Origin of the sequence: Streptomyces kurssanovii (assembly GCF_040677245.1) — a bacterium.
Taxonomy (GTDB): Bacteria; Actinomycetota; Actinomycetes; order Streptomycetales; family Streptomycetaceae; genus Streptomyces; species Streptomyces kurssanovii.
Genome location: NZ_JBFAQK010000011.1, coordinates 132,610 through 151,790, shown reverse-complemented (window position 1 = coordinate 151,790; position 19,181 = coordinate 132,610). Strand labels below are relative to the sequence as shown.

The 19,181-nt window shown below is 73.0% G+C and carries 18 protein-coding genes; 9 read left to right on the top strand and 9 right to left on the bottom strand.

Features of this window, described 5'->3' with window-relative positions; genetic code table 11:
• Positions 1-59: 59 nt before the first annotated feature.
• The 7 genes from AB0K36_RS11650 to AB0K36_RS11620 all read right to left on the bottom strand — a co-directional run bounded on the left by AB0K36_RS11650 (position 60) and on the right by AB0K36_RS11620 (position 5,353).
• Positions 60-383: a TcmI family type II polyketide cyclase gene (locus AB0K36_RS11650; RefSeq protein ID WP_189471850.1), complete on the bottom strand. Its 324-nt coding sequence runs from the start codon at positions 381-383 to the stop codon at positions 60-62.
• Positions 384-426: 43 nt separating this feature from the next.
• Positions 427-921 carry an SRPBCC family protein gene (locus AB0K36_RS11645; protein ID WP_364591704.1) on the bottom strand — a complete coding sequence of 165 codons (495 nt, stop codon included), beginning with the start codon at positions 919-921 and terminating at the stop codon, positions 427-429.
• Position 922: 1 nt separating this feature from the next.
• Complete coding sequence (locus tag AB0K36_RS11640) at positions 923-1,180, bottom strand: acyl carrier protein (protein ID WP_364591701.1); 258 nt, start codon at positions 1,178-1,180, stop codon at positions 923-925.
• A gap of 16 nt (positions 1,181-1,196) precedes the next feature.
• On the bottom strand, positions 1,197-2,450 hold the full coding sequence (locus tag AB0K36_RS11635; protein WP_364591698.1) for a ketosynthase chain-length factor: 1,254 nt from the start codon (positions 2,448-2,450) through the stop codon (positions 1,197-1,199).
• Entirely contained in the window at positions 2,450-3,715 is a 1,266-nt protein-coding gene (locus AB0K36_RS11630) for a beta-ketoacyl-[acyl-carrier-protein] synthase family protein (RefSeq protein WP_364591695.1), read from the bottom strand. The genes AB0K36_RS11635 and AB0K36_RS11630 overlap by 1 nt, the downstream gene beginning before the upstream one ends.
• Positions 3,712-4,152, bottom strand: coding sequence for a cupin domain-containing protein (locus AB0K36_RS11625; RefSeq protein ID WP_100109704.1), 441 nt, complete (start codon positions 4,150-4,152; stop codon positions 3,712-3,714). The genes AB0K36_RS11630 and AB0K36_RS11625 overlap by 4 nt, the downstream gene beginning before the upstream one ends.
• Before the next feature lie 76 nt (positions 4,153-4,228).
• Entirely contained in the window at positions 4,229-5,353 is a 1,125-nt protein-coding gene (locus AB0K36_RS11620) for a SchA/CurD-like domain-containing protein (protein ID WP_364591692.1), read from the bottom strand.
• A 266-nt stretch (positions 5,354-5,619) separates the two neighbouring features.
• On the opposite strand from AB0K36_RS11620, the gene AB0K36_RS11615 reads away from it, so the two are divergent.
• Together AB0K36_RS11615 and gdhA are read left to right on the top strand one after the other, a co-directional pair.
• Entirely contained in the window at positions 5,620-7,272 is a 1,653-nt protein-coding gene (locus AB0K36_RS11615) for an FAD-dependent oxidoreductase (RefSeq protein WP_364591689.1), read from the top strand.
• 289 nt (positions 7,273-7,561) lie between these two features.
• On the top strand, positions 7,562-8,917 hold the full coding sequence (gene gdhA / locus AB0K36_RS11610) for an NADP-specific glutamate dehydrogenase (protein ID WP_364591686.1): 1,356 nt from the start codon (positions 7,562-7,564) through the stop codon (positions 8,915-8,917).
• Positions 8,918-8,941: 24 nt separating this feature from the next.
• On the opposite strand, the gene AB0K36_RS11605 is transcribed toward gdhA, so the two are convergent.
• Positions 8,942-10,126 carry a zinc-dependent alcohol dehydrogenase gene (locus AB0K36_RS11605; protein ID WP_364591719.1) on the bottom strand — a complete coding sequence of 395 codons (1,185 nt, stop codon included), beginning with the start codon at positions 10,124-10,126 and terminating at the stop codon, positions 8,942-8,944.
• Positions 10,126-10,947 carry an SDR family NAD(P)-dependent oxidoreductase gene (locus AB0K36_RS11600; protein WP_364591683.1) on the bottom strand — a complete coding sequence of 274 codons (822 nt, stop codon included), beginning with the start codon at positions 10,945-10,947 and terminating at the stop codon, positions 10,126-10,128. Before AB0K36_RS11600 ends, AB0K36_RS11605 begins: the two co-directional genes overlap by 1 nt.
• A 177-nt stretch (positions 10,948-11,124) precedes the next feature.
• On the opposite strand from AB0K36_RS11600, the gene AB0K36_RS11595 reads away from it, so the two are divergent.
• From AB0K36_RS11595 to AB0K36_RS11565, 7 genes are read left to right on the top strand one after another with little or no spacing between them, the layout of a single operon-like run.
• Entirely contained in the window at positions 11,125-12,084 is a 960-nt protein-coding gene (locus tag AB0K36_RS11595; RefSeq protein WP_364591680.1) for an NAD-dependent epimerase/dehydratase family protein, read from the top strand.
• Positions 12,085-12,142: 58 nt separating this feature from the next.
• Entirely contained in the window at positions 12,143-13,825 is a 1,683-nt protein-coding gene (locus AB0K36_RS11590; protein WP_364591677.1) for a carbamoyltransferase family protein, read from the top strand.
• On the top strand, positions 13,822-14,889 hold the full coding sequence (locus AB0K36_RS11585) for a glycosyltransferase family 2 protein (protein WP_364591674.1): 1,068 nt from the start codon (positions 13,822-13,824) through the stop codon (positions 14,887-14,889). The genes AB0K36_RS11590 and AB0K36_RS11585 overlap by 4 nt, the downstream gene beginning before the upstream one ends.
• Complete coding sequence (locus AB0K36_RS11580; protein ID WP_435877840.1) at positions 14,886-15,827, top strand: D-glycero-alpha-D-manno-heptose-1,7-bisphosphate 7-phosphatase; 942 nt, start codon at positions 14,886-14,888, stop codon at positions 15,825-15,827. Before AB0K36_RS11585 ends, AB0K36_RS11580 begins: the two co-directional genes overlap by 4 nt.
• Entirely contained in the window at positions 15,824-16,858 is a 1,035-nt protein-coding gene (locus tag AB0K36_RS11575; protein ID WP_364591671.1) for a glycosyltransferase family 9 protein, read from the top strand. Before AB0K36_RS11580 ends, AB0K36_RS11575 begins: the two co-directional genes overlap by 4 nt.
• Positions 16,855-17,820, top strand: coding sequence for a glycosyltransferase (locus tag AB0K36_RS11570; RefSeq protein ID WP_189471818.1), 966 nt, complete (start codon positions 16,855-16,857; stop codon positions 17,818-17,820). The genes AB0K36_RS11575 and AB0K36_RS11570 overlap by 4 nt, the downstream gene beginning before the upstream one ends.
• A complete protein-coding gene (locus tag AB0K36_RS11565; protein WP_364591668.1) occupies positions 17,817-19,079 on the top strand; it encodes a glycosyltransferase in 1,263 nt (420 codons plus the stop codon). The genes AB0K36_RS11570 and AB0K36_RS11565 overlap by 4 nt, the downstream gene beginning before the upstream one ends.
• Positions 19,080-19,181: the final 102 nt, after the last annotated feature.

Below are 19,181 nucleotides of genomic sequence, written 5' to 3'. Positions count from 1 at the left end.
CCCCGCCGCGCCCCCGGCGCCCCCCGCCGGGCCCCGACGGCTGTGCGGCTTCCGACCGGTCAGTCGCTCTGCCACGAGTAGAACTGCTGAGCCATGGCGTCCTTCGGACTCCGCCAGGTCTGCGGGTCGTACGGGCTGACGAACGCGGACAGCCGGTCGCTGATGTCCCGGAACTCCGGGTGCTCCGTCAGCTTGGCGATCGCCGGGCCGGCCGGCTGCTCCGACTCGATGAGGTGCAGGTAGACGTCGCCGAACTGGAACAGGCTGCGCCGCTTCACTCCCACGAGGTGCGGCAGCTCACCCTTGTCGGAGGCCGTGAACACCTCGGCGATGTCGGGGGCGGAGCCCGGTGCCATCCGGGCGACGATCAGGGCGTGGTGCATCGGGGGTGTCCCTTCGGATGCCGTCGGCAGGTCGGGCGGGCGGTCAGACCGCGGGGGCGGTCGCCGTGGCGTCCTTGGAGTCCCGGCCGAGCCGGGCGCGCTGCTCGATCTTGTTCCGGATGAGGTCCATCTGGATGGGCGAGTTGCGGTTGATGTTGGCCGTCATCCACTCGTCGTCGACGGGGGCGTCCGGCTTCATCGCGAAGTCCTGCGTCCACCGCATCCGTACACCGCGCGGCGTCTCCTCGTACTCCCAGCGGATGTTCATGTACTGGAAGGGGCCCGTCTCGACACGGCGGGCGGTGACCGTGAGCGCGGAACGGTCGGCCACGCGCTCGGAGACCCAGCTCCAGACCCGGCCGTTCTCGTCGGGGTACATGGTCAGCCGGAACACGGTCCGGTTGCCCTCGCGCTCCATGACCTCCACGGACGCGTACTCGCTGAACAACTGCGGCCAGTGGTCGAGGTCGTTGGTGACGTCCCACACGAGGTCGAGGGGGGCGTCGATGGTGACTTCGTTCTCGGTGTGTCCGGGCATCTCAGGCTCCTGCCATCAGGGAGGTGTTGACGAGGTCGAGGAATTCACGGGGCGTCTTGCAGCGGTCGGCGTCGGGCGGCAGAGGCCGGCCGTACCGGTTCTCCAGCTCGCCCACGATGCCGAGCAGGCCGAGCGAGTCGAGGCCGTAGACCTCGAACGGCGTCTCGGGCCGCTGCTCCATCTCGTCGGGGTCGACGGTGATCCCGGCCCCCTTCTTCATCAGGGAGGCCAGTTCGTCGACGGTCAGGTGATCTTTCATGGCGAGGTTCTCCGTCTCACGAGGGGCCGGCGCCGCGCCGCAGCACGAGCGCCGAGTTGGAACCCATCAGTCCCCGGCTCAGGACCAGGGCCGTGCGCAGCTCCGCGGGCCGGGCGGTGCCGGTCACCAGGGCGAGGTCGTGGCACACGTCCTGAACATGGGGAGTGGGCGGTACGAGACCGTGCTCCAGGGCGAGCACCGCGGCGGCGGTGTCGAGCAGCGGCGCTCCGCAGTACGCCCGCCCTGTACCGGTCTTGGGGGCGGTCACCGGCACGCGGGAACCGTGCGCGCCCAGCGCGTCCGTGATCGCCAGGGCCTCTGCCCGGTCGGCCTCCGGCAGGCCGAGCGCGTCCGCGAAGACGACGTCGATCTCCTCGGGCGAGCAGCCCGCGGCCTCCAGGGCCCCGCCGATCGCCCGCGCCAGCCCTTCCCGTGACCGCTCCCACCGGGATGCCCCGGTGAACGTCGCGGCGTGGCCGGCGACGGTCGCGCGGATCGCGGTGCCCCGGCGGCGGGCCGTCTCCGCGTCCTCGACGACGAGCATGGCACCGCCCTCACCGGGCACGAAGCCGCATGCCTGCGGGGTGAAGGGCCGGTAGGCGCGGTCCGGGTCCTCGCAGGTGCTCAGCTCCCGGTAGCCCAGCTGGCAGACGATCGAGTACGGGGCGAGCGGTGCCTCCGCCGCGCCGACGATGATCGTGTCGGTGCCCCGGCGCACGGCGCCGGCGGCGTGCGCGATGGCGTCGAGCCCGCCGGCCTCGTCGCTGGCGACGACTCCGCAGGGGCCCTTGAAGCCGCCGCGGATGGAGATCTGCCCGGTGCTCGCCGCGTAGAACCAGGCGATGGACTGGTACGGGCCGACGTACGTCGGCCCCTGTCCCCACAGGCGCTGCAGCTCACGCTGGCCGAATTCGCCGCCGCCCGATCCGGCGGCGGTGACCACACCGACCGAGTAGGGCGTACCGCCGTGCGCGCCCTCACCGATCCCCGCGTCGGCCAGCGCCAGGTCGGCCGCCGCCATCGCGAAGTGGGAGAACCGGTCGGTCTGGACGAGGAAGCGCTGCTCGACCATCGACTCGGCGTCGAAGCCGCGTACCTCGCCGGCGACCCGTAGCGGCAGGTGCTCGCAGCCTTCCCTGCTGACACCGTCCAGGGCGCTGACGCCCTCGACGGTGGACTTCCAGAAGGTCTCCGCACCCACGCCGTTGGGGGCGACGACACCGATGCCGGTGACGACGGCGGACCTGGTGTGCCGGTTGCCGGGGCTCATCATGCACTCCCGCCTGGTCGGGTGAGTACGACGGCGGACTGGAAGCCGCCGAAGCCGCTTCCCACCGACAGCACGCTGCGCAGCTTCAGGGGGCGTGCGGTGCGCGGCACGTAGTCGAGGTCGCACTCGGGGTCGGGGGTCTCGTAGTTGGCGGTGGGCGGCACGACCTGATTGGCCAGTGCGAGCACGCAGGCGACGAGTTCTATCGCGCCGATCGCGCCGAGGGAGTGGCCCACCATGGACTTGATCGAGCTCATCGGCACCTTGTACGCGTGGTCCCCCAGCGACCGCTTGACCGCCGCCGTCTCGTGCCGGTCGTTCTGCTGGGTGCCGGATCCGTGCGCGTTGACGTAGTCGATGTCCGTCCGGTCGAGCCGGGCGTGGTTCATCGCGTCGTCGATCGCCCGTGCCATCTCCAGGCCCTCACGGGTGAGGCCGGTCATGTGGTGGGCGTTGCCGAAGGTGGCGTAGCCGCCTATCTCGCAGTACACCCGCGCACCGCGGGCGCGGGCGTGCTCGAGTTCCTCGAGGATCAGTACCGCCCCGCCCTCTCCCATGACGAACCCGTCGCGGTTCGCGTCGAAGGGGCGGGACGCGTGGGCCGGGTCGTCGTTGTTGGGGGAGGTCGCCTTGATGGCGTCGAAGCAGGCCACCGTGATCGGGGAGATCGGCGAGTCGGAGGCGCCGGCGACGCAGATGTCGGCGCGGCCCTCCTCGATGGCGTGGAACGCGTAGCCGATCGCGTCGAGGCCGGAGGTGCAGCCGGTGGAGACCGTCTGCACCGGGCCCTGTACGCCGTTCTGTTCGGCCACTTCGGAGGCCAGCGTGCTGGGGGAGAACGCCCGGTGGAGATGCGGCGCCGCCTCGCTGTGGTCCACGTCCCAGCGCCTGCCCGTGCTGCTGACCTTGACGTAGTCCCGCTCGAGCCGGGTGGTGCCGCCCACGGCGGTGCCCATCGACACGGCGGTCCGCCAGGGATCCAGCGTCGCCGCGTCGAGACCGGCGTCGGCCATCGCCTCACGGGCGGCCACCAGCGCGAACTGCACGTACCGGTCGGCGCGTTGGGCGTCCGCGGCGCCGAGACCGTGGGCCGCCGGATCGAAGTCGACCTCGGCGGCTATACGGGAGCGGAACCCTGTCGGGTCGAACAGGGTGATCCCGCGGGTCGCTGTCCGGCCGCTCGACAGCAGGTCCCAGAACGCCGGGGCGCCCACACCTCCGGGTGCGACGATGCCGACGCCGGTCACCGCCACACGCCGGGTCACGACACCGACCCCGTTCGCTCAGGCGGAAGGTGCGCGCCGGTGCCCTCCGCCACGGGGGTGTCCTCCGTGTCGACGTGGCCGAGCTCCGGCCGGGGCGCGAGCGGACCGAGGTGGAAGACCATGCGGGCCTGGGTGCTGCCCACGTTGCGGAAACGGTGCCGCACATAAGGGGGGATGAGCAGGCCCTGGTCGGGGCGGATGGCGAACGGCTCGCCGTCCAGGTCGACCTCGAGTTCGCCGGCGACGACGTACACGAACTCCTCGGAGTACGGGTGGTAGTGCTCGCCGATGCGGTCGCCGGGCTCGACGAGCGCCAGGCCCATGAAGCCGCTGGTGGCACCCACCGCGGTGGGGGTGAGCATGGCGCGCAGATCGCCGCCGCGCCTGCGGTTGGGCTGGGTCTCGCTCAGGTCGACGATGCGATGGGTTGTGGTCATGACGGGTTCCTCCACAAGGCCTTGCGGCGCGGTGACTCGGTGGTGTCGCACGGCCGCCGGCGGCCGGGTGCGTGGTTCAAACGGCACGGCGGTCGGTGATCAGGCGCATCTGGGCGCTCTCGAGCAGACGGGTCATCGCCTTCTCGTCCGAGAGCGACTCGTCGATGCCGAGCGCCTCGGTGTCCAACAGGCGCTCCAGCACACCGGCCTTGCGCAGGCCGTGCGCGCCCATGACGGCCGACGGGTCGGCGTCGAGCGGTCCGCGCACGTCGACGAGGCGTACGACGATGTCGTCGCGCTGGAAGACGGTGCTGCTGTCGACGGGGCAGCCGGCGCTGTCGGCCGCTGCCTCGTCCTGTCCGGCCAGCAGCCGGGCGAGGGCCATCCCGCACCCGGGCTTGGCCGGGTAGAGCAGCGCGTGGCGCTCCCTCTCCGCGTGCTGTTCGCCCGGGGGCGCGAGGTGGTGGACCGCGGGCAGGGCGGCACGGGTGAAGAACAGCCGTGCCGACTGCGGGTCGTCGAGGTTGCGGTCCTGTTCCAGGTACGGGTTGATGGCCTCTTCGACCGCCCTGATCTCGGGCTGCCTGGCCACGTGCCGCAGCGCCGCGAGCAGGTCGCCCTGCACCTCGACGGTCCGCACGACGCGGTTGCCGTGCATGAACAGCGTGGTGCGGCGGAGCCGGGTGGTGTCGTCGACCTGTGCCTGGGGCGAGGTGTAGCCGGCGAGGATCTTGGCCACGGCCTGCTCGCTGCCGGGCTTGACGGTGAAGGTGAGGGCGTGGCGGACCACGCCGTCGCCGACCCGGGGGGACGGCTGGAGCCCGCCGGCGTGCTGGGCGGCGGCCTGGGGGGCATGCACGCCCGCGGTCTCTCTGAGGACGCTGAAGCGCAGGGACCGTGTGTCGCGCACGCAGTCGTGCAGCGGCCGTACGGTCTCGACGTGCTCCTCGCTGTTCACCCAGGCGAGGAAGGGCGGTGCGCTCTCCCATTCGCTGGTGATCAGCCACTGCGACGGGTTCTCGATCGACTGGCAGAGCTGGTCGCTGAGATGACCGGGCACGGCGGCCACCTGGTTGCGCATGTGCTCGTAGGCCGTCAGAAAGCGCTGCTGGGCGCCGTCCTGGAGGTCAAGCAGCAGCACGACCCGGAGCCGGGAGCCGTCGAATGCGGACTGGGACACACGTTCGGACAGCATTGTCATGTTCCACGCATCTCCTTGTCGGTGAGGCCGCCTGCGGCACGACGCCGGGCCTCGGGAAATCCGAGCGACGCATCCGGCGTATGCGGACGGCTGGCCACCTGTGACGCGATGTGGTGGTCCGGCTTCGATCCTGTGTCGGTAACACGGGTGGCGCGAGATGTGTGCACCACGCGAGTGAAGGGCCGAGCCGAACCCCTTTCGCGCGGGCAGGAAACGCGGGCATGGAGAACGCCACATCCCTACCGGCGGCTGGAGCTGGAGCACTCATGGAAGAGAAAGCCGAACAACACCGCGTACCGGTCCTCATCGTGGGCGGTTCCCTCGTGGGCCTGTCCGCATCCCTGTTCCTCGGCCGGCTCGGCGTCGGGCACATGCTCGTCGAGAAGCACGCGGCCACCTCGGTCCACCCCCGCGGCCGCGGGAACAACCTGCGCACGATGGAGGTGTTCCGTTCGGCCGGGGTGGCGGAGCGGATCCGGGCCGCGGCGTCCCTGCTGGAGGACAACCACGGCATCCTGCAGACGCCGGACCTCGGCGACGCCGACGCGGGCGAGTGGCTGGTCAAGCAGATCGACGAGAAGGGCGGCGCGCCGGGCCGCCTCAGCCCCGCGGCATGGTGCGTGTGCAGCCAGAACGACCTGGAGCCCGTGCTCCTCGAGGCGGCCGTCGAACTGGGTGGCGATGTGCGCTTCTCCACCGAGCTGGTCTCCTTCGAGCAGGACGACGACGGCGTCACCGCCGTCGTCCGCGACCGGGGCACCGGCCGCGAGAGCACGGTCCGCGCGGACTATCTGATCGCCGCCGACGGGCCGCGCAGTCCGGTGCGCGAGCGGCTCGGCATCGGGCAGGCCGGCCCCGGGGACCTGTTCCACAACGTGAGCGTCAGCTTCCGCTCGCGCGCACTCGCCGGCGTGGTCGGCGACCGCCGCTTCGTGGTCTGCTACCTGACCGGCCCCGAGGCGGAGGGCGCCCTGCTCCCGGTGGACAACAAGGAGCTCTGGGTCTTCCACGCGCCCTGGGAGTACGACCGCGGCGAGCCGCTCGAGGACTTCACGGACGAGCGCTGCGCCGACCTCGTTCGCGCGGCGACCGGCGTGCCGGACCTCGACGTCGAGGTCACCGGAAAGGCGCCCTGGCACGCCGCGGAACGGGTCGCAGAGCACTACGGGCGGGGCAGGGTCTTCCTGGCGGGGGACTCCGCCCACGAGATGTCGCCGACCGGCGCCTTCGGCTCCAACACCGGCATCCAGGACGCGCACAACCTCGCCTGGAAGATCGCGGCCGTCCTCGACGGCTCGGCGGGGCCGGACCTGCTCGGCACCTACGAGGAGGAACGCCTGCCGGTGGCACTGGCCACCAGCGCCCGCGCCTCCTCGCGGTCGGTCGAACACAGCCACCCCGGGTACCGGCCGAGCCCGGCGGCGGTGGCCGGCGGACCGCGCGGTGGGCTGCTCCCCGTCGTCCTGGGCTACCGCTACCCGCGCGGGGCGGTCCTCGGCACCGACCCCGAACTGCCTCCCGTGCCCGACCGGATCGACTTCTCCGGGGCCCCCGGCACCCGGGCCCCGCACATGTGGCTCCACCGGCCCGGCGACCACAACAGGCTGTCCACGCTGGACCTTTACGAGAAGTCGTTCGTCCTGCTGACCGGTCCCGGAGGCAAGGACTGGCTCACGGCGGCGGAACTCGTCGCGTCCGGCCTGTCGGTCGGGCTGGAGGCGTACCGCGTCGGTCAGGGAGCGGAGGCGGACCTCGTGGCGGAGGCCGGCGCCGACTGGGCGGAGATCCACGGCACCACGTCCGAAGGCGCGGTGCTGGTCCGCCCGGACGGGTTCGTGGCCTGGCGCGCCCAGAACGCGGTCCCGGACGCCGAGACCGCGCTGTACGAGGCTCTGGCTGCGGTGCTGCGTCGCGGCTGAGGCCGCCGGCGCACGGAAACGGGAGCGGTCCGCCCTGCCAGGGCGGACCGCTCCCGTTCGCTCTCTCCGCCGCGCCACGCCCTGACGGGCGTCCCCCCGCCACAGCGGGAGCTTGTGCGTCCGACACACTGGGGGCCGGGTTCGGCAGCGTCGGCGGGCCCGGCGGGAGGTCGATCGGGGCGGAAGGTGAACGGCGGGCAGGTGTCCGGCCGTACCAGTCGCAGCGGCGGCCCCCGGAAGGCCGCCGCGCACGGCCGTCACCCGACGTCAGGCAGAAGGGACACACACTGTGGCACTGTCATCCCCGAAGGACCGACTGGCTTCGCTCCGCGCCGAACTCGAGGAACGCAACCCGGCACAGCCGGAGTTCCACCAGGCGGCACGGGAGGTGCTGGACACCCTGGCACCCGTGCTCGCCGCGCGTCCCGAGTACGCGCAGGCGCGGATCGTGGAGCGGCTCTGCGAGCCGGAGCGGCAGATCATCTTCCGGGTGCCCTGGCAGGACGACCGTGGCGCCGTCCACATCAACCGGGGGTTCAGGGTCGAGTTCAACAGCGCCCTCGGCCCGTACAAGGGCGGCCTGCGCTTCCACCGGTCGGTGAACCTCGGCGTGGTGAAGTTCCTCGGCTTCGAGCAGGTGTTCAAGAACGCCCTGACCGGCCTCGGTATCGGCGGCGGCAAGGGCGGCAGCGACTTCGACCCGCACGGCCGGTCGGACGCCGAGGTCATGCGGTTCTGCCAGTCGTTCATGACCGAACTCCACCGGCACATCGGCGAGCAGACCGACGTGCCCGCGGGCGACATCGGCGTCGGCACCCGTGAGATCGGCTACCTCTTCGGCCAGTACCGCCGCATCACCAACCGCTGGGAGGCAGGCGTCCTCACCGGCAAGGGACAGAGCTGGGGCGGCTCGGCCGTCCGCACCGAGGCCACCGGCTACGGCAGTGTGCTGTTCGCGGCCGAGATGCTGGGCCTGCGCGGCGAGGACCTCGAGGGCCAGGCCGCCGTCGTCTCCGGCTCCGGCAACGTCGCCGTCCACACCATCGAGAAGCTCCTGCGCAGCGGCGCCCATCCGCTGACCTGCTCGGACTCGGCCGGCTACGTCGTCGACGAGAAGGGCATCGACCTCGAACTGCTCAGGCAGGTCAAGGAAGTCGAGCGGGCCCGCGTCAGCGAGTACGCCGAGCGCCGCGGCGCCTCCGCCCGCTATGTGCGCGGCGGCCGGGTCTGGGACGTGCCCGCCGACCTCGCCTTCCCCTCCGCCACCCAGAACGAGCTGGCGGAACAGGACGCCGTCACCCTGGTGCGCAACGGGGTCAAGGCAGTCGCCGAAGGCGCGAACATGCCCACCACTCCGGAAGCGGTCCGTGTGCTGCAGGAGGCCGGCGTGGCCTTCGGCCCCGGCAAGGCGGCCAACGCGGGCGGCGTCGCGGTCAGCGCCCTGGAGATGCGCCAGAACGCGGCCCGCGAAACCTGGTCCGCGGACCGCGTCGAGGACGAACTCGCGGCGATCATGCGGGACATCCACCGCACCTGCCACGAGACCGCCGAGCGCTATGGCGCTCCCGGCGACTACGTGACCGGCGCCAACATCGCCGGCTTCGAGCGGGTCGCCGACGCGATGCTCGCCCAGGGCCTCGTGTGACCGCCCGCCCGGCCGGCCGCGGAATCAGGGCGAGAAGAGCACCTTGACGGCTCCCTCCTGCTTCTTCTGGAACATCTCGTAGGCCTCCGGAGCCTTCTCCAGCGGCACGCGGTGGGTGGCGAACTGCTCGGTGCCGAGCGGATCGCCGTCGGTGACGAGCGGCAGCAGATCGTCCACCCACCGCCACACGTTGGCCTGCCCCATCCGCAGCTGCACCTGCTTGTCGAACATGGTCATCATCGGCATCGGGTCCGCCATCCCGCCGTACACCCCGGAGAGGGACACGGTGCCGCCGCGGCGTACCAGGTCGATGGCCAGGTGCAGGGCGGAGAGGCTGTCGACGCCGACGCGCTTCATCATCCGGGCGGCGACCGCACCGGGCAGCAGGGTCGTCAGCTGCTGCCCCGCCTTCGCCACCGGCGCGCCGTGGGCCTCCATGCCGACCGCGTCGATGACCGCGTCCGCCCCCCGGCCGTCGGTCAGGTCACGGACCGCGTCCGCGACCTTCGCGCCGTACTCGTCGAGGTCGAACGTGCGCACGCCGTGCGCCCTGGCCCGCTCGAGCCGTTCCGGCACCAGGTCGATACCCATCACCAGGCCGGCGCCGCGGTGCGCCGCGATGCGGGTGCACATGTCTCCGATCGGCCCGAGCCCCAGCACCACCACGGATCCGCCGGGCGGCACCGCCGCGTACTCGACCGCCTGCCACGACGTGGGCAGCACGTCGGACAGATAGACGAACCTGTCGTCCGGCGGGCCGTCGGGGACCTTGATGGGCAGCGTGTTGCCGAACGGGACCCGCAGGTACTGTGCCTGCCCGCCGGGCACCTGCCCGTAGAGCTTGGTGTAGCCGAACAGCGAGGCTCCCATGCCGTGTTCCCTGACCTGGGTGGTCTCGCACTGGGACTGCAGGCCCTGCGCGCACATGAAGCAGGTGCCGCACGAGACGTTGAAGGGGACCACGACACGGTCGCCCGGCCGTACCGCGGTGACCTCCGAGCCCACTTCCTCCACCACGCCCATCGGTTCGTGCCCGAGGATGTCGCCCGGGTCGATGAACGGCCCGAACAGCTCGTACAGATGCAGGTCGGAACCGCAGAGGCCGGACGTCGTCACCTTGACGATCACGTCGGTCGAGTCGCGGATCTCGGGATCAGGGACGGTCTCCACGCGTACGTCGCGCTTTCCGTGCCAGGTCAGTGCTTTCATCATGCCTCCTCGTCCGCTTTCCGCGGCCGGTCGCCGGAGCCGGGTTCGGCCATGCCGCGGTGCGCCGCGGCCTTGAGCCGGTCCGGCAGCACCTTGGCCGCGAGTCCCTGTGCCCTGGTCCTCACCGAGCCGGCGAGTGTCTTGTCCGTACCGGCCATCAGCGCGTCCAGGCCCTGCTTCGCCACCTGCGCCGGATCGTCCTTGGGCTGCTGTCCGACCTTGGTGTCACCCATGCCGGCACGGCGGAAGAAGTCCGTCTCCGTGGGGCCCGGCATCAGCGACGTGACGGTGACACCGGTGTCGCGCAGTTCGTTCTGAAGGGCCTGCGCGAAGGACTGGAGGAAGGACTTCGAGGCGTTGTAGACGGCCTGGAAGGAGCCCGGCATGGTCGAGGCGACGGACGACGTGATGAGAAGCCGTCCCTCGTCGGCGTCGGCCATGTCCCGCAGCAGGCGTTTGGCCAGGTGGACGGTCGATCTGACGTTGAGGTCCACGATGGAGAGCTCGTCGGCGAGGTCGGTGTCGAGGAACGCGCCGCCGCGTCCGACGCCCGCGTTGAGCGCGGCGACCGCGACCGGGCGCCCGGTCCTCGAGACGGCCTCGTGGAGCCGCTCCGTCTCGTCGTGGTCACGCAGGTCCGCACGGACCGCCTGCACCGTCGTGCCGGCGGCGCGTATCCGCTCGGCAGCCTCGTGCAGCCGTGCGTCGTCCTCGGCGTTGACGATCAGGTCGTAACCGCGCTCGGCCAGCTGTTTCGCCAGTTCGAAGCCGATGCCACTGGACGCCCCCGTGACAACGGCCAGAGGGTTCGAATAGGTCATGCGGCGACGGGTACCCAGGCGCCGGACATTCACCGGGCGGAGCGACTTCCGCCCGGTGAACACATTCCGTAGCTCACTCGAATGCAGTACGTGAAGCGGCCCGGCCACCCGGAGCGGCCGACGCTGGTCGCAGGCCGGAGGACCCGGCAGGACGCACGGGACGTACGGAGGTAATCGATGAACGCCGCCTTCTCGCGCAGTTGGAAGCACGCCGTCGTCACCGGTGGCGCGGGCTTCGTCGGTTCGCACCTGTGCACGGCTCTGCTCGACTCCGGCACCGCTGTGACCTGCGTCGACGACTTCAGCACCGGCCGCCCGGAGAACATATCCGCGCTGTGCGACCGCCCAGGGTTCCAGCTCGTGCGGGCCAGCGTCAGTGAACCGTTCACCGTCGACCGCCCCGCGGACCTGGTGCTGCACTTCGCCTCCCCGGCCTCCCCGGCCGACTACCTCCGGCTGCCGCTGCACACGCTCGACGCGGGCAGCCTCGGCACCCGCAACGCCCTGGCACTCGCCCACGGTTTTGGCGCCCGCTTCCTGCTGGCGTCCACCTCGGAGGTCTACGGCGACCCCCAGCAGCATCCGCAGAACGAGCGCTACTGGGGCAACGTCAACCCGGTCGGCCCGCGCAGCGTGTACGACGAGGCCAAGCGTTTCGGTGAGGCGCTGACCACCGCCCACGCGGACGCCGACGGCACCGACACCGGCATCGTGCGGCTCTTCAACACCTACGGGCCCCGGATGCGCGGCCACGACGGCCGGGCGGTTCCGACGTTCGTCCGCCAGGCGCTGGCCGGCGAGCCCCTGACGGTGAGCGGCGACGGCCGTCAGACGCGGTCCCTCTGCTACGTCGACGACACCGTGCGCGGCATTCTGGCGGCCGCCGCCCACGGACTGCGGGGCCCGGTGAACATCGGCAATCCGACCGAGATCACCATGCTCGACCTCGCCCGCCTGATCATCGAACTCACCGGATCCAGCTCCGAGATCCGCTTCATCGAGCGGCCCACGGACGATCCGGCCGTGCGCTGCCCCGACATCACGCTGGCCCGTGACAAGCTCGAGTGGGAGCCGTCCGTGAGCGCCGAGCAGGGCCTGCGCCGCACCATCGCCTGGTTCCGCGACCACATGGACTGACGGCGCGCCACGACCGCCCGGACCCTGGACGCGCCTCGTCGAAAGGCCTGTGACTGACATGCGCATTCTCGGAATCAACGCCCTGTTCCACGACCCCGCCGCCGCACTCGTCATCGACGGCAGGACCGTCGCGGCGGCCGAGGAGGAACGCTTCTCCCGGCGCAAGCACGGTAAGCGGCCGCTGCCCTTCTCCGCCTGGGAACTGCCGGAACAGGCCGCCGCCTGGTGTCTCAAGCGCGCCGGGCTGCGGCCCCAGGACCTCGACGCGGTGGCGTACTCGTTCGACCCGTCGCTCGCCAGGCCGACCGACGCCATGGGCCTCGACGACCCCTGGGACCACCTGCGCCTCGCCTACGCACGGGAGGCCCCCGGCTTCCTGCAGACCGCGCTGCCCGGCCTCGACCCCGACATCGTCCGCTTCGTGCCGCACCACATGGCACACGCCGCCTCCGGCGCCTTCGCCGCACCCGACGCCGACAGTTCGTCGGTGCTCGTCCTCGACGGCCGCGGCGAACGGGCCTCGCACCTCGCCGCCCGCCGGATACACGGCCGGCTGGAGGCCCTGAACGCACAGGAACTGCCCCACTCGCTCGGACTCGTCTACGAGGAGCTGACCGAGCACCTCGGATTCCTGCGCTCCAGTGACGAGTTCAAGGTGATGGCCCTCGCCTCCCACGGCACGCCCCGCATGCTCGGCGAACTGCGCACGTACGTGCACCCCACCGGCGACGGCGGCTTCCGGGCGACCGGCGTGCCCTGGCAGCAGTTCTGCGCGCCGCGTGGTCCGGAGGAGCCGTGGACCCAGGAGCACGCCGACGTGGCCGCGAGCGCCCAGGCGGTCCTCGAGGAGACCATGCTCGACCTGGTGCGCCACCTGCACGGGCAGACCCATGACAGCCTGCTCACCCTCGCCGGCGGCGTCGCCCTCAACTGCGTGGCCAACTCCCGTATCGCCCGCGAAGGCCCGTTCTCCCGGGTCTGGGTGCAGCCCGCCGCCGGCGACGCGGGCACCGCCCTCGGCGGCGCCCTGCTGCTGTCGGCCGGCGCGGGGGACGACCCGGAGCCGATGCACGGCGCGGACCTCGGCCGCGACTGGTCCGACGCGGAACTCGGCGCCTGGCTGAAGACCGCCGCCGTGCCCTTCGACCGCCCCGCCGACATCGCCGCGACCGTGGCGGAGGCGCTCGCCGACAACGCGATCGTGGCCTGGTTCCAGGGGCGTTCCGAATACGGACCCAGGGCCCTCGGCCACCGCTCGCTGCTCGCCCATCCCGGCCACGCGGGCAACCTCGAACGCCTCAACGACGTCAAGGGCCGTGAGCAGTTCCGGCCGGTCGCCCCGATGGTGCTCGCCGAACGGGCCGCGGAGATCTTCGAAGGGCCGATGCCCAGCCCGTACATGCTCTTCGTGCACGACGTGGCCCCGGCGTGGCGGGAACGCATCCCCGCCGTCGTCCATGTCGACGGAACGGCCCGCATCCAGACCGTCGACCGGTCGCGTGAACCGCTGGTGGCCCGGATGCTCGGCGAGTTCGAGCGGCTCACCGGACTGCCGGTCGTCGTCAACACCAGCCTGAACACCGCCGGGCGGCCCATGGTCGACGACCCGCGCGACGCCCTCGAATGCTTCGGCTCCTCACCCGTCGACCTGCTGGCCATCGGACCGTACGCCATCCGGCGCGGCGACTTCTTCCGCCGCGGCGACGACACCGACGACCTCGGAACGGGAGCCCTGCGATGACCGCCCATGGAGACGAGCCGCTGCGGTACACCGTGGTGATACCGACCGTCGGCAGGCCCAGTCTCACCGGCTGCCTCCGGGCCCTGTCCGCCGCCGCCGGCCCCGGGCCGGTGCGGGTGGTCCTCGTCGACGACCGCCGCGGCGCCCCCCGCACCCCCCTCCCGGTCGAGATCCCCGCGACGCTGCGGCCGGTCACCTCCGTGGTGCCGGGCCGCGCCCGGGGACCGGCCGCGGCCCGCAACACCGGTCTGCGGGTGGCCGGCCCCGTCCCCTGGATCGTCTTCCTCGATGACGACGTGGTGCCCGGACCCACCTGGTGCGACGACCTGGCCCGCGATCTCGCGGCGGCCGGGCCCCGCACCGGCGGCGTCACCGCCCGGATCGAGGTCCCGCTGCCCACGGACCGCCCGCCCACCGACTGGGAGCGCAACACCGCGGGCCTCGCCACCGCCCGCTGGATCACCGCCGACATGGCCTACCGGCGCGAGGTGCTGGAGTCCGTCGGCGGCTTCGACGAACGCTTCCCGCGCGCCTACCGGGAGGACGCCGACCTCGCGCTGCGCGTCCGGGCGGCCGGCTGGGAACTGGCCGCCGGCACCCGCACCACGACCCATCCGGTCCGGCCGGCCGGCCGCTGGGTCTCCGTACGCGTACAGGCGGGCAACGCCGACGACGTGCTGATGAACCGGCTGCACGGCCGCGACTGGTGGCGGCGGGCGGACGCGCCACGGGGGCGCCTGCCCCGCCACCTCGCCGTGACGGCCTCGGCGGCGGCCGCGCTGACGTGCGCGGCACTGGCCAGGCCCGTCGCGGCCACCGCCTGCGCAGCGCTCTGGCTCGCCGGCACCGCCGAGTTCGCCTGGGCCCGGATCGCGCCGGGCCCGCGGACCCGCGACGAGATCATCTCGATGGCGCTGACCAGCGCGGTCGTGCCGCCCGTCGCCACCTGGCACTGGCTCGGCGCACACCTGCGCCACCGCCGGACGCGCCCCCTGCCGCGGCCCGTGCCGGCCGTGGTCCCGGAGGCGCCCGGTCGGGCGGTGCGGGAGCGGGTGCTGCCATGAGCCACTCCTCGGAGGCCCGCCCCCACGAGGGACCGGAGCGGCACGGCACCGGCCCGTGGCTCTTCCACGGCCCGCCGGCGTCGCGCGGCACCCCGTTGCCGCCGGACGCCGCCGACCTGCCCGACGCGGTCCTCTTCGACCGCGACGGCACACTCGTCGTCGACGTCCCCTACAACGGCGATCCGACGCGTGTCGTGCCGATGCCGTCCGCCTGGGAGGCCCTGGCCGCCCTGCGCGCGCTGGGCATGCCGATGGGCGTCGTCAGCAACCAGTCGGGCGTGGCCAGAGGAAAGCTGACCTTCCGCCAGGTGTCGGCGGTGCAGCGGCGGATCGACGCGCTGCTCGGGCCGTTCGCCGTGTGGGCCGTCTGCCCGCACGGGCCGGACGACGGCTGCCGGTGCCGCAAGCCCGCGCCCGGACTCGTCCTCGCCGCGTGCGAACGCCTCGGCGTGTGCCCCTCGCGCACCGTCGTCATCGGCGACATCGGCTCCGACGTGACGGCCGCGCTCGCCGCCGGCGCGCGAGGGGTCCTGGTGCCCACAGCGGCCACTCGGCCCGAGGAGATCGCGGCGGCGCCCGAGACCGCGCCCGACCTGCTGCGCGCGGTACGGCTCGTCCTGGACCCGGCCGCACGGTGCGGCAAGCCGGCGGCACAGGCCGGGGCCGACCGCCCGGACCGTGCGGTGACGTCACGGGGCGCCGCCCGGCCGCCGGCGGAGGCGGACCGGACCGCCGGGCCCGCGCAGCGGCGTGACCGGCTGACCCGCCTCCTTCCTGTCGGCGGGACACCGGTGCCCGCCGTGGCGGCGGCCCTCGGCACGGCGACGGCGCCGACGCGTGTGCCGGACCGGGCCGCCGGCGGCGGGCGAGGCGGCGGGAGCGGGGGCACGGCGCTCTCGACGTGCCTGCCGGCCTTCGTACGCGAGGAGTGGCCGTGAGCAGGCCCAGGACGCTGGTCGTGCGGCTCGACAGCGCGGGGGACGTGCTGCTGGCCGGACCCGCCGTGCGCGCCGTCGCCGCCGGTTCCTCGCACACCGCGCTGCTCTGCGGACCGCTCGGCGTCCACGCCGCGCAACTGCTGCCCGGCGTCGACGAGGTGCTGGTCCACGACGCCCCCTGGGTGGGACTGGAGCCGGCGCCCGTGTCGTACGAGGTGACGCGGGAACTGGTGGAGAGGCTGCGGGCCGGCCGCTACGACCGGGCACTGATCCTCGTCTCCCACCATCAGAGCCCCCTGCCGATCGCGCTGCTCCTGAAGCTCGCGGGCGTCGGCTGGACCGCGGCCGACTGCGAGGACTACCCCGGTGCGCTGCTGGACCTGAGGCACCACCGCAGGCCGCGCCGCCACGAGGCCCGTGCCGCGCTGGACCTCGCCCTGGACTCGGGCTTCGCCCTGCCGCCCGGCGACGACGGCTCCCTGCGCGTCAGCGCGCCGCCCGGGACCGCGCATCTGACCGGGCCGGAACCGTACGTGGTGCTGCACCCCGGCGCCGCCGTCCCCGCCCGGGCCTGGAGCGCGGAGCGGGCGGCGGAGGCCGCCGCCGCGCTCTCCGCCGCCGGCCACCGCGTCGTGGTGACGGGAGGCCGGGCGGAGAAGGACCTGACCGCCCAGGTCGCGGCGGACCACGCGCTGGACCTGGGCGGGATGACGTCCCTCCCCCAACTGGCGGGCGTGCTCGCCGGGGCGCGGGTGGCCGTGGTCGGCAACACCGGCCCGGGTCACCTCGCGGCCGCGGTCGGCACGCCGGTGGCCTGCCTGTTCGCACCCGTGGTGCCGGCCGACCGCTGGCGCCCCTACAACGTCCCGCACGTACTGCTGGGCGACCAGCGGGCACCGTGCGCGGGCAGCCGCGCCCGGAAGTGTCCCGTGGCCGGGCACCCCTGCCTCGACGGGGTCGGCAACGCGGAGGTGCTCGCCGCGGTGGCGGCCCTCGGCGCCACGGACAAGGAGCGAGGAGCACGACGATGAACATTCTGCTGTGGCATGTGCACGGTTCCTGGACGACGGCGTTCGTGCAGGGCCCACACACGTATCTCGTTCCGGTCACACCCGGCCGCGATCCGGACGGGCTCGGGCGGGCCCGTACCTTCGACTGGCCGGACACGGTGCGGGAGACGACGCCGGAGCAGCTGCGCGACGCGCAGGTCGATCTCGTCGTGCTGCAGCGGCCGCACGAGATGGAGCTCGCCGAGCGGTGGCTCGGCGGACGCCGGCCAGGCCGCGACATACCGGCCGTCTACCTCGAGCACAACGCGCCGGACGGCGACGTACCCGTCACCCGGCACCCGTTCGCCGACCGCGACGACCTGACGCTCGTTCATGTCACGCACTTCAACCGGCTGTTCTGGGACAACGGTTCGACCAGGACCGCGGTCGTCGAGCACGGCATCGTCGACCCCGGACACCTGTACACCGGGCGTCTGGCACGTGCGGCCGTCGTGGTCAACGAGCCCGTACGACGCGGCCGCTGGACGGGGACCGACCTGCTGACCGGGTTCGCGGAAGCCGCCCCGCTCGATGTGTTCGGCATGCGCACCGACGGCCTGGCGGAACATCTCGGCCTGCCGCCCGACCGCTGCCGCACGGCCGACCTGCCGCAGCGGGAACTGCACGGCGCGATGGCCGAACGCCGTCTGTATCTGCACCCGGTGCGCTGGACCTCCCTCGGTCTCTCGCTGCTGGAGGCGATGCATCTGGGGATGCCGGTCGTCGCCCTCGCCACCACGGAGGCCGTCGAGGCGGTGCCGCCCGGCACCGGGACGCTGTCCACCCGGCCCGACGTCCTCGCCCGCGCCGTACGCCGGTACCTCGAGGAACCGGAGGCGGCGGCGGCCGACGGCGCCCGCGCCCGACAGGCGGCGCTGCAGCGTTACGGACTCAAACGCTTCCTGGACGACTGGGAGCGACTGATGACGGAGGTGCGCGCATGACCTACAGCGATGCCATCGGAACCGAAGCGCTGTCGATCGCGCTCGTCTCGGAGCACGCCAGCCCGCTCGCCGTACTCGGCGGAGTGGACGCCGGCGGGCAGAACGTCCACGTCGCCCGGCTGGCGGGCGCGCTCGCCGACCGCGGCCACCGGGTCACCGTCTACACCCGGCGGGACGCACGGGAACTGCCGGACCGGGTGCGGCTGCGCAGCGGCGTCGAGGTGCGCCATGTGCCGGCGGGCCCGCCGGAGGAGATACCCAAGGACGAACTCCTGCCGCACATGCTGGGGTTCGGCCGTCACCTGGTGCGTGACTGGCAGAGCGATCCGCCCGATCTGGTGCACTCGCACTTCTGGATGTCGGGGATGGCCGCCCTGTACGCCACCCGCGAGCTGAGGCTGCCGCTGGTGCACACCTTCCACGCCCTCGGCACGGTCAAGCGCAGGCACCAGCGGCACGCGGACACCAGCCCGCCGGCACGGATCGCCTGCGAGAAGGAGGTCGGCGCCGGCTGCGACCGGATCCTGGCCACCTGCCGCGACGAGGTCGCGGAACTGGCGGCCATGGGCATCCCGCCGGAGCGCGTCGGCGTCGTGCCGTGCGGCGTCGACACCGACCAGTTCACCCCGCACGGACCGGCCGCCGCCCGCGGTGCCCACGCCCACCGGCTGATCCAGCTCGGCCGGCTGGTCCCCCGCAAGGGAGCGGCGGTCTCCATCACCGCGCTGACCAAATTGCCCGGCGTGGAACTGCTGGTGGTCGGCGGCCCCCCGCCCGGCCGGCTCGACGAGGACCACGAGGTGCGCCGGCTGCGCGACCTGGCCCACGGCCTCGGTGTGGCCGACCGGGTCCACTTCACCGGAGGCGTCCCGAGCGAGGAGGTGGCGCCGCTGATCCGCTCCGCCGACGTGGTGCTCTGCCCCGGCGACTACGAGCCCTTCGGCATCGTGCCGCTGGAGGCCATGGCCTGCGGCAGGCCGGTCGTCGCCACCGCCGTCGGCGGCCAGCTCGACACCGTCGCCGACCCGGCCACCGGACGGCTCGTGCCGCCCCGTGACCCGGAGGCGCTCGCCCGTGCGGTGGCCGGACTGCTCGCGGACCCCCGCCTGCGGGAGGCCTGCGGCGAGGCCGGCCGCCGCCGGGTGCTGAGCCGGTTCGGCTGGGCACGGATCGCCGCCGGCACCGAAGCCGCCTACCTGGGGGTCCTGGCCGCCCGGCCGGCCCTCGCCCGGGTGACCGGGACGACAAGGGTGGTCTGACAGCCCTGGCCGCCGCGCACCGGACCGCCCGCACCGCAGGTGCCGTCCGGACCCGGCGCCACCGACGTCCGAAGAGACCGACGCCCGAAGGAGGTGCGGGTA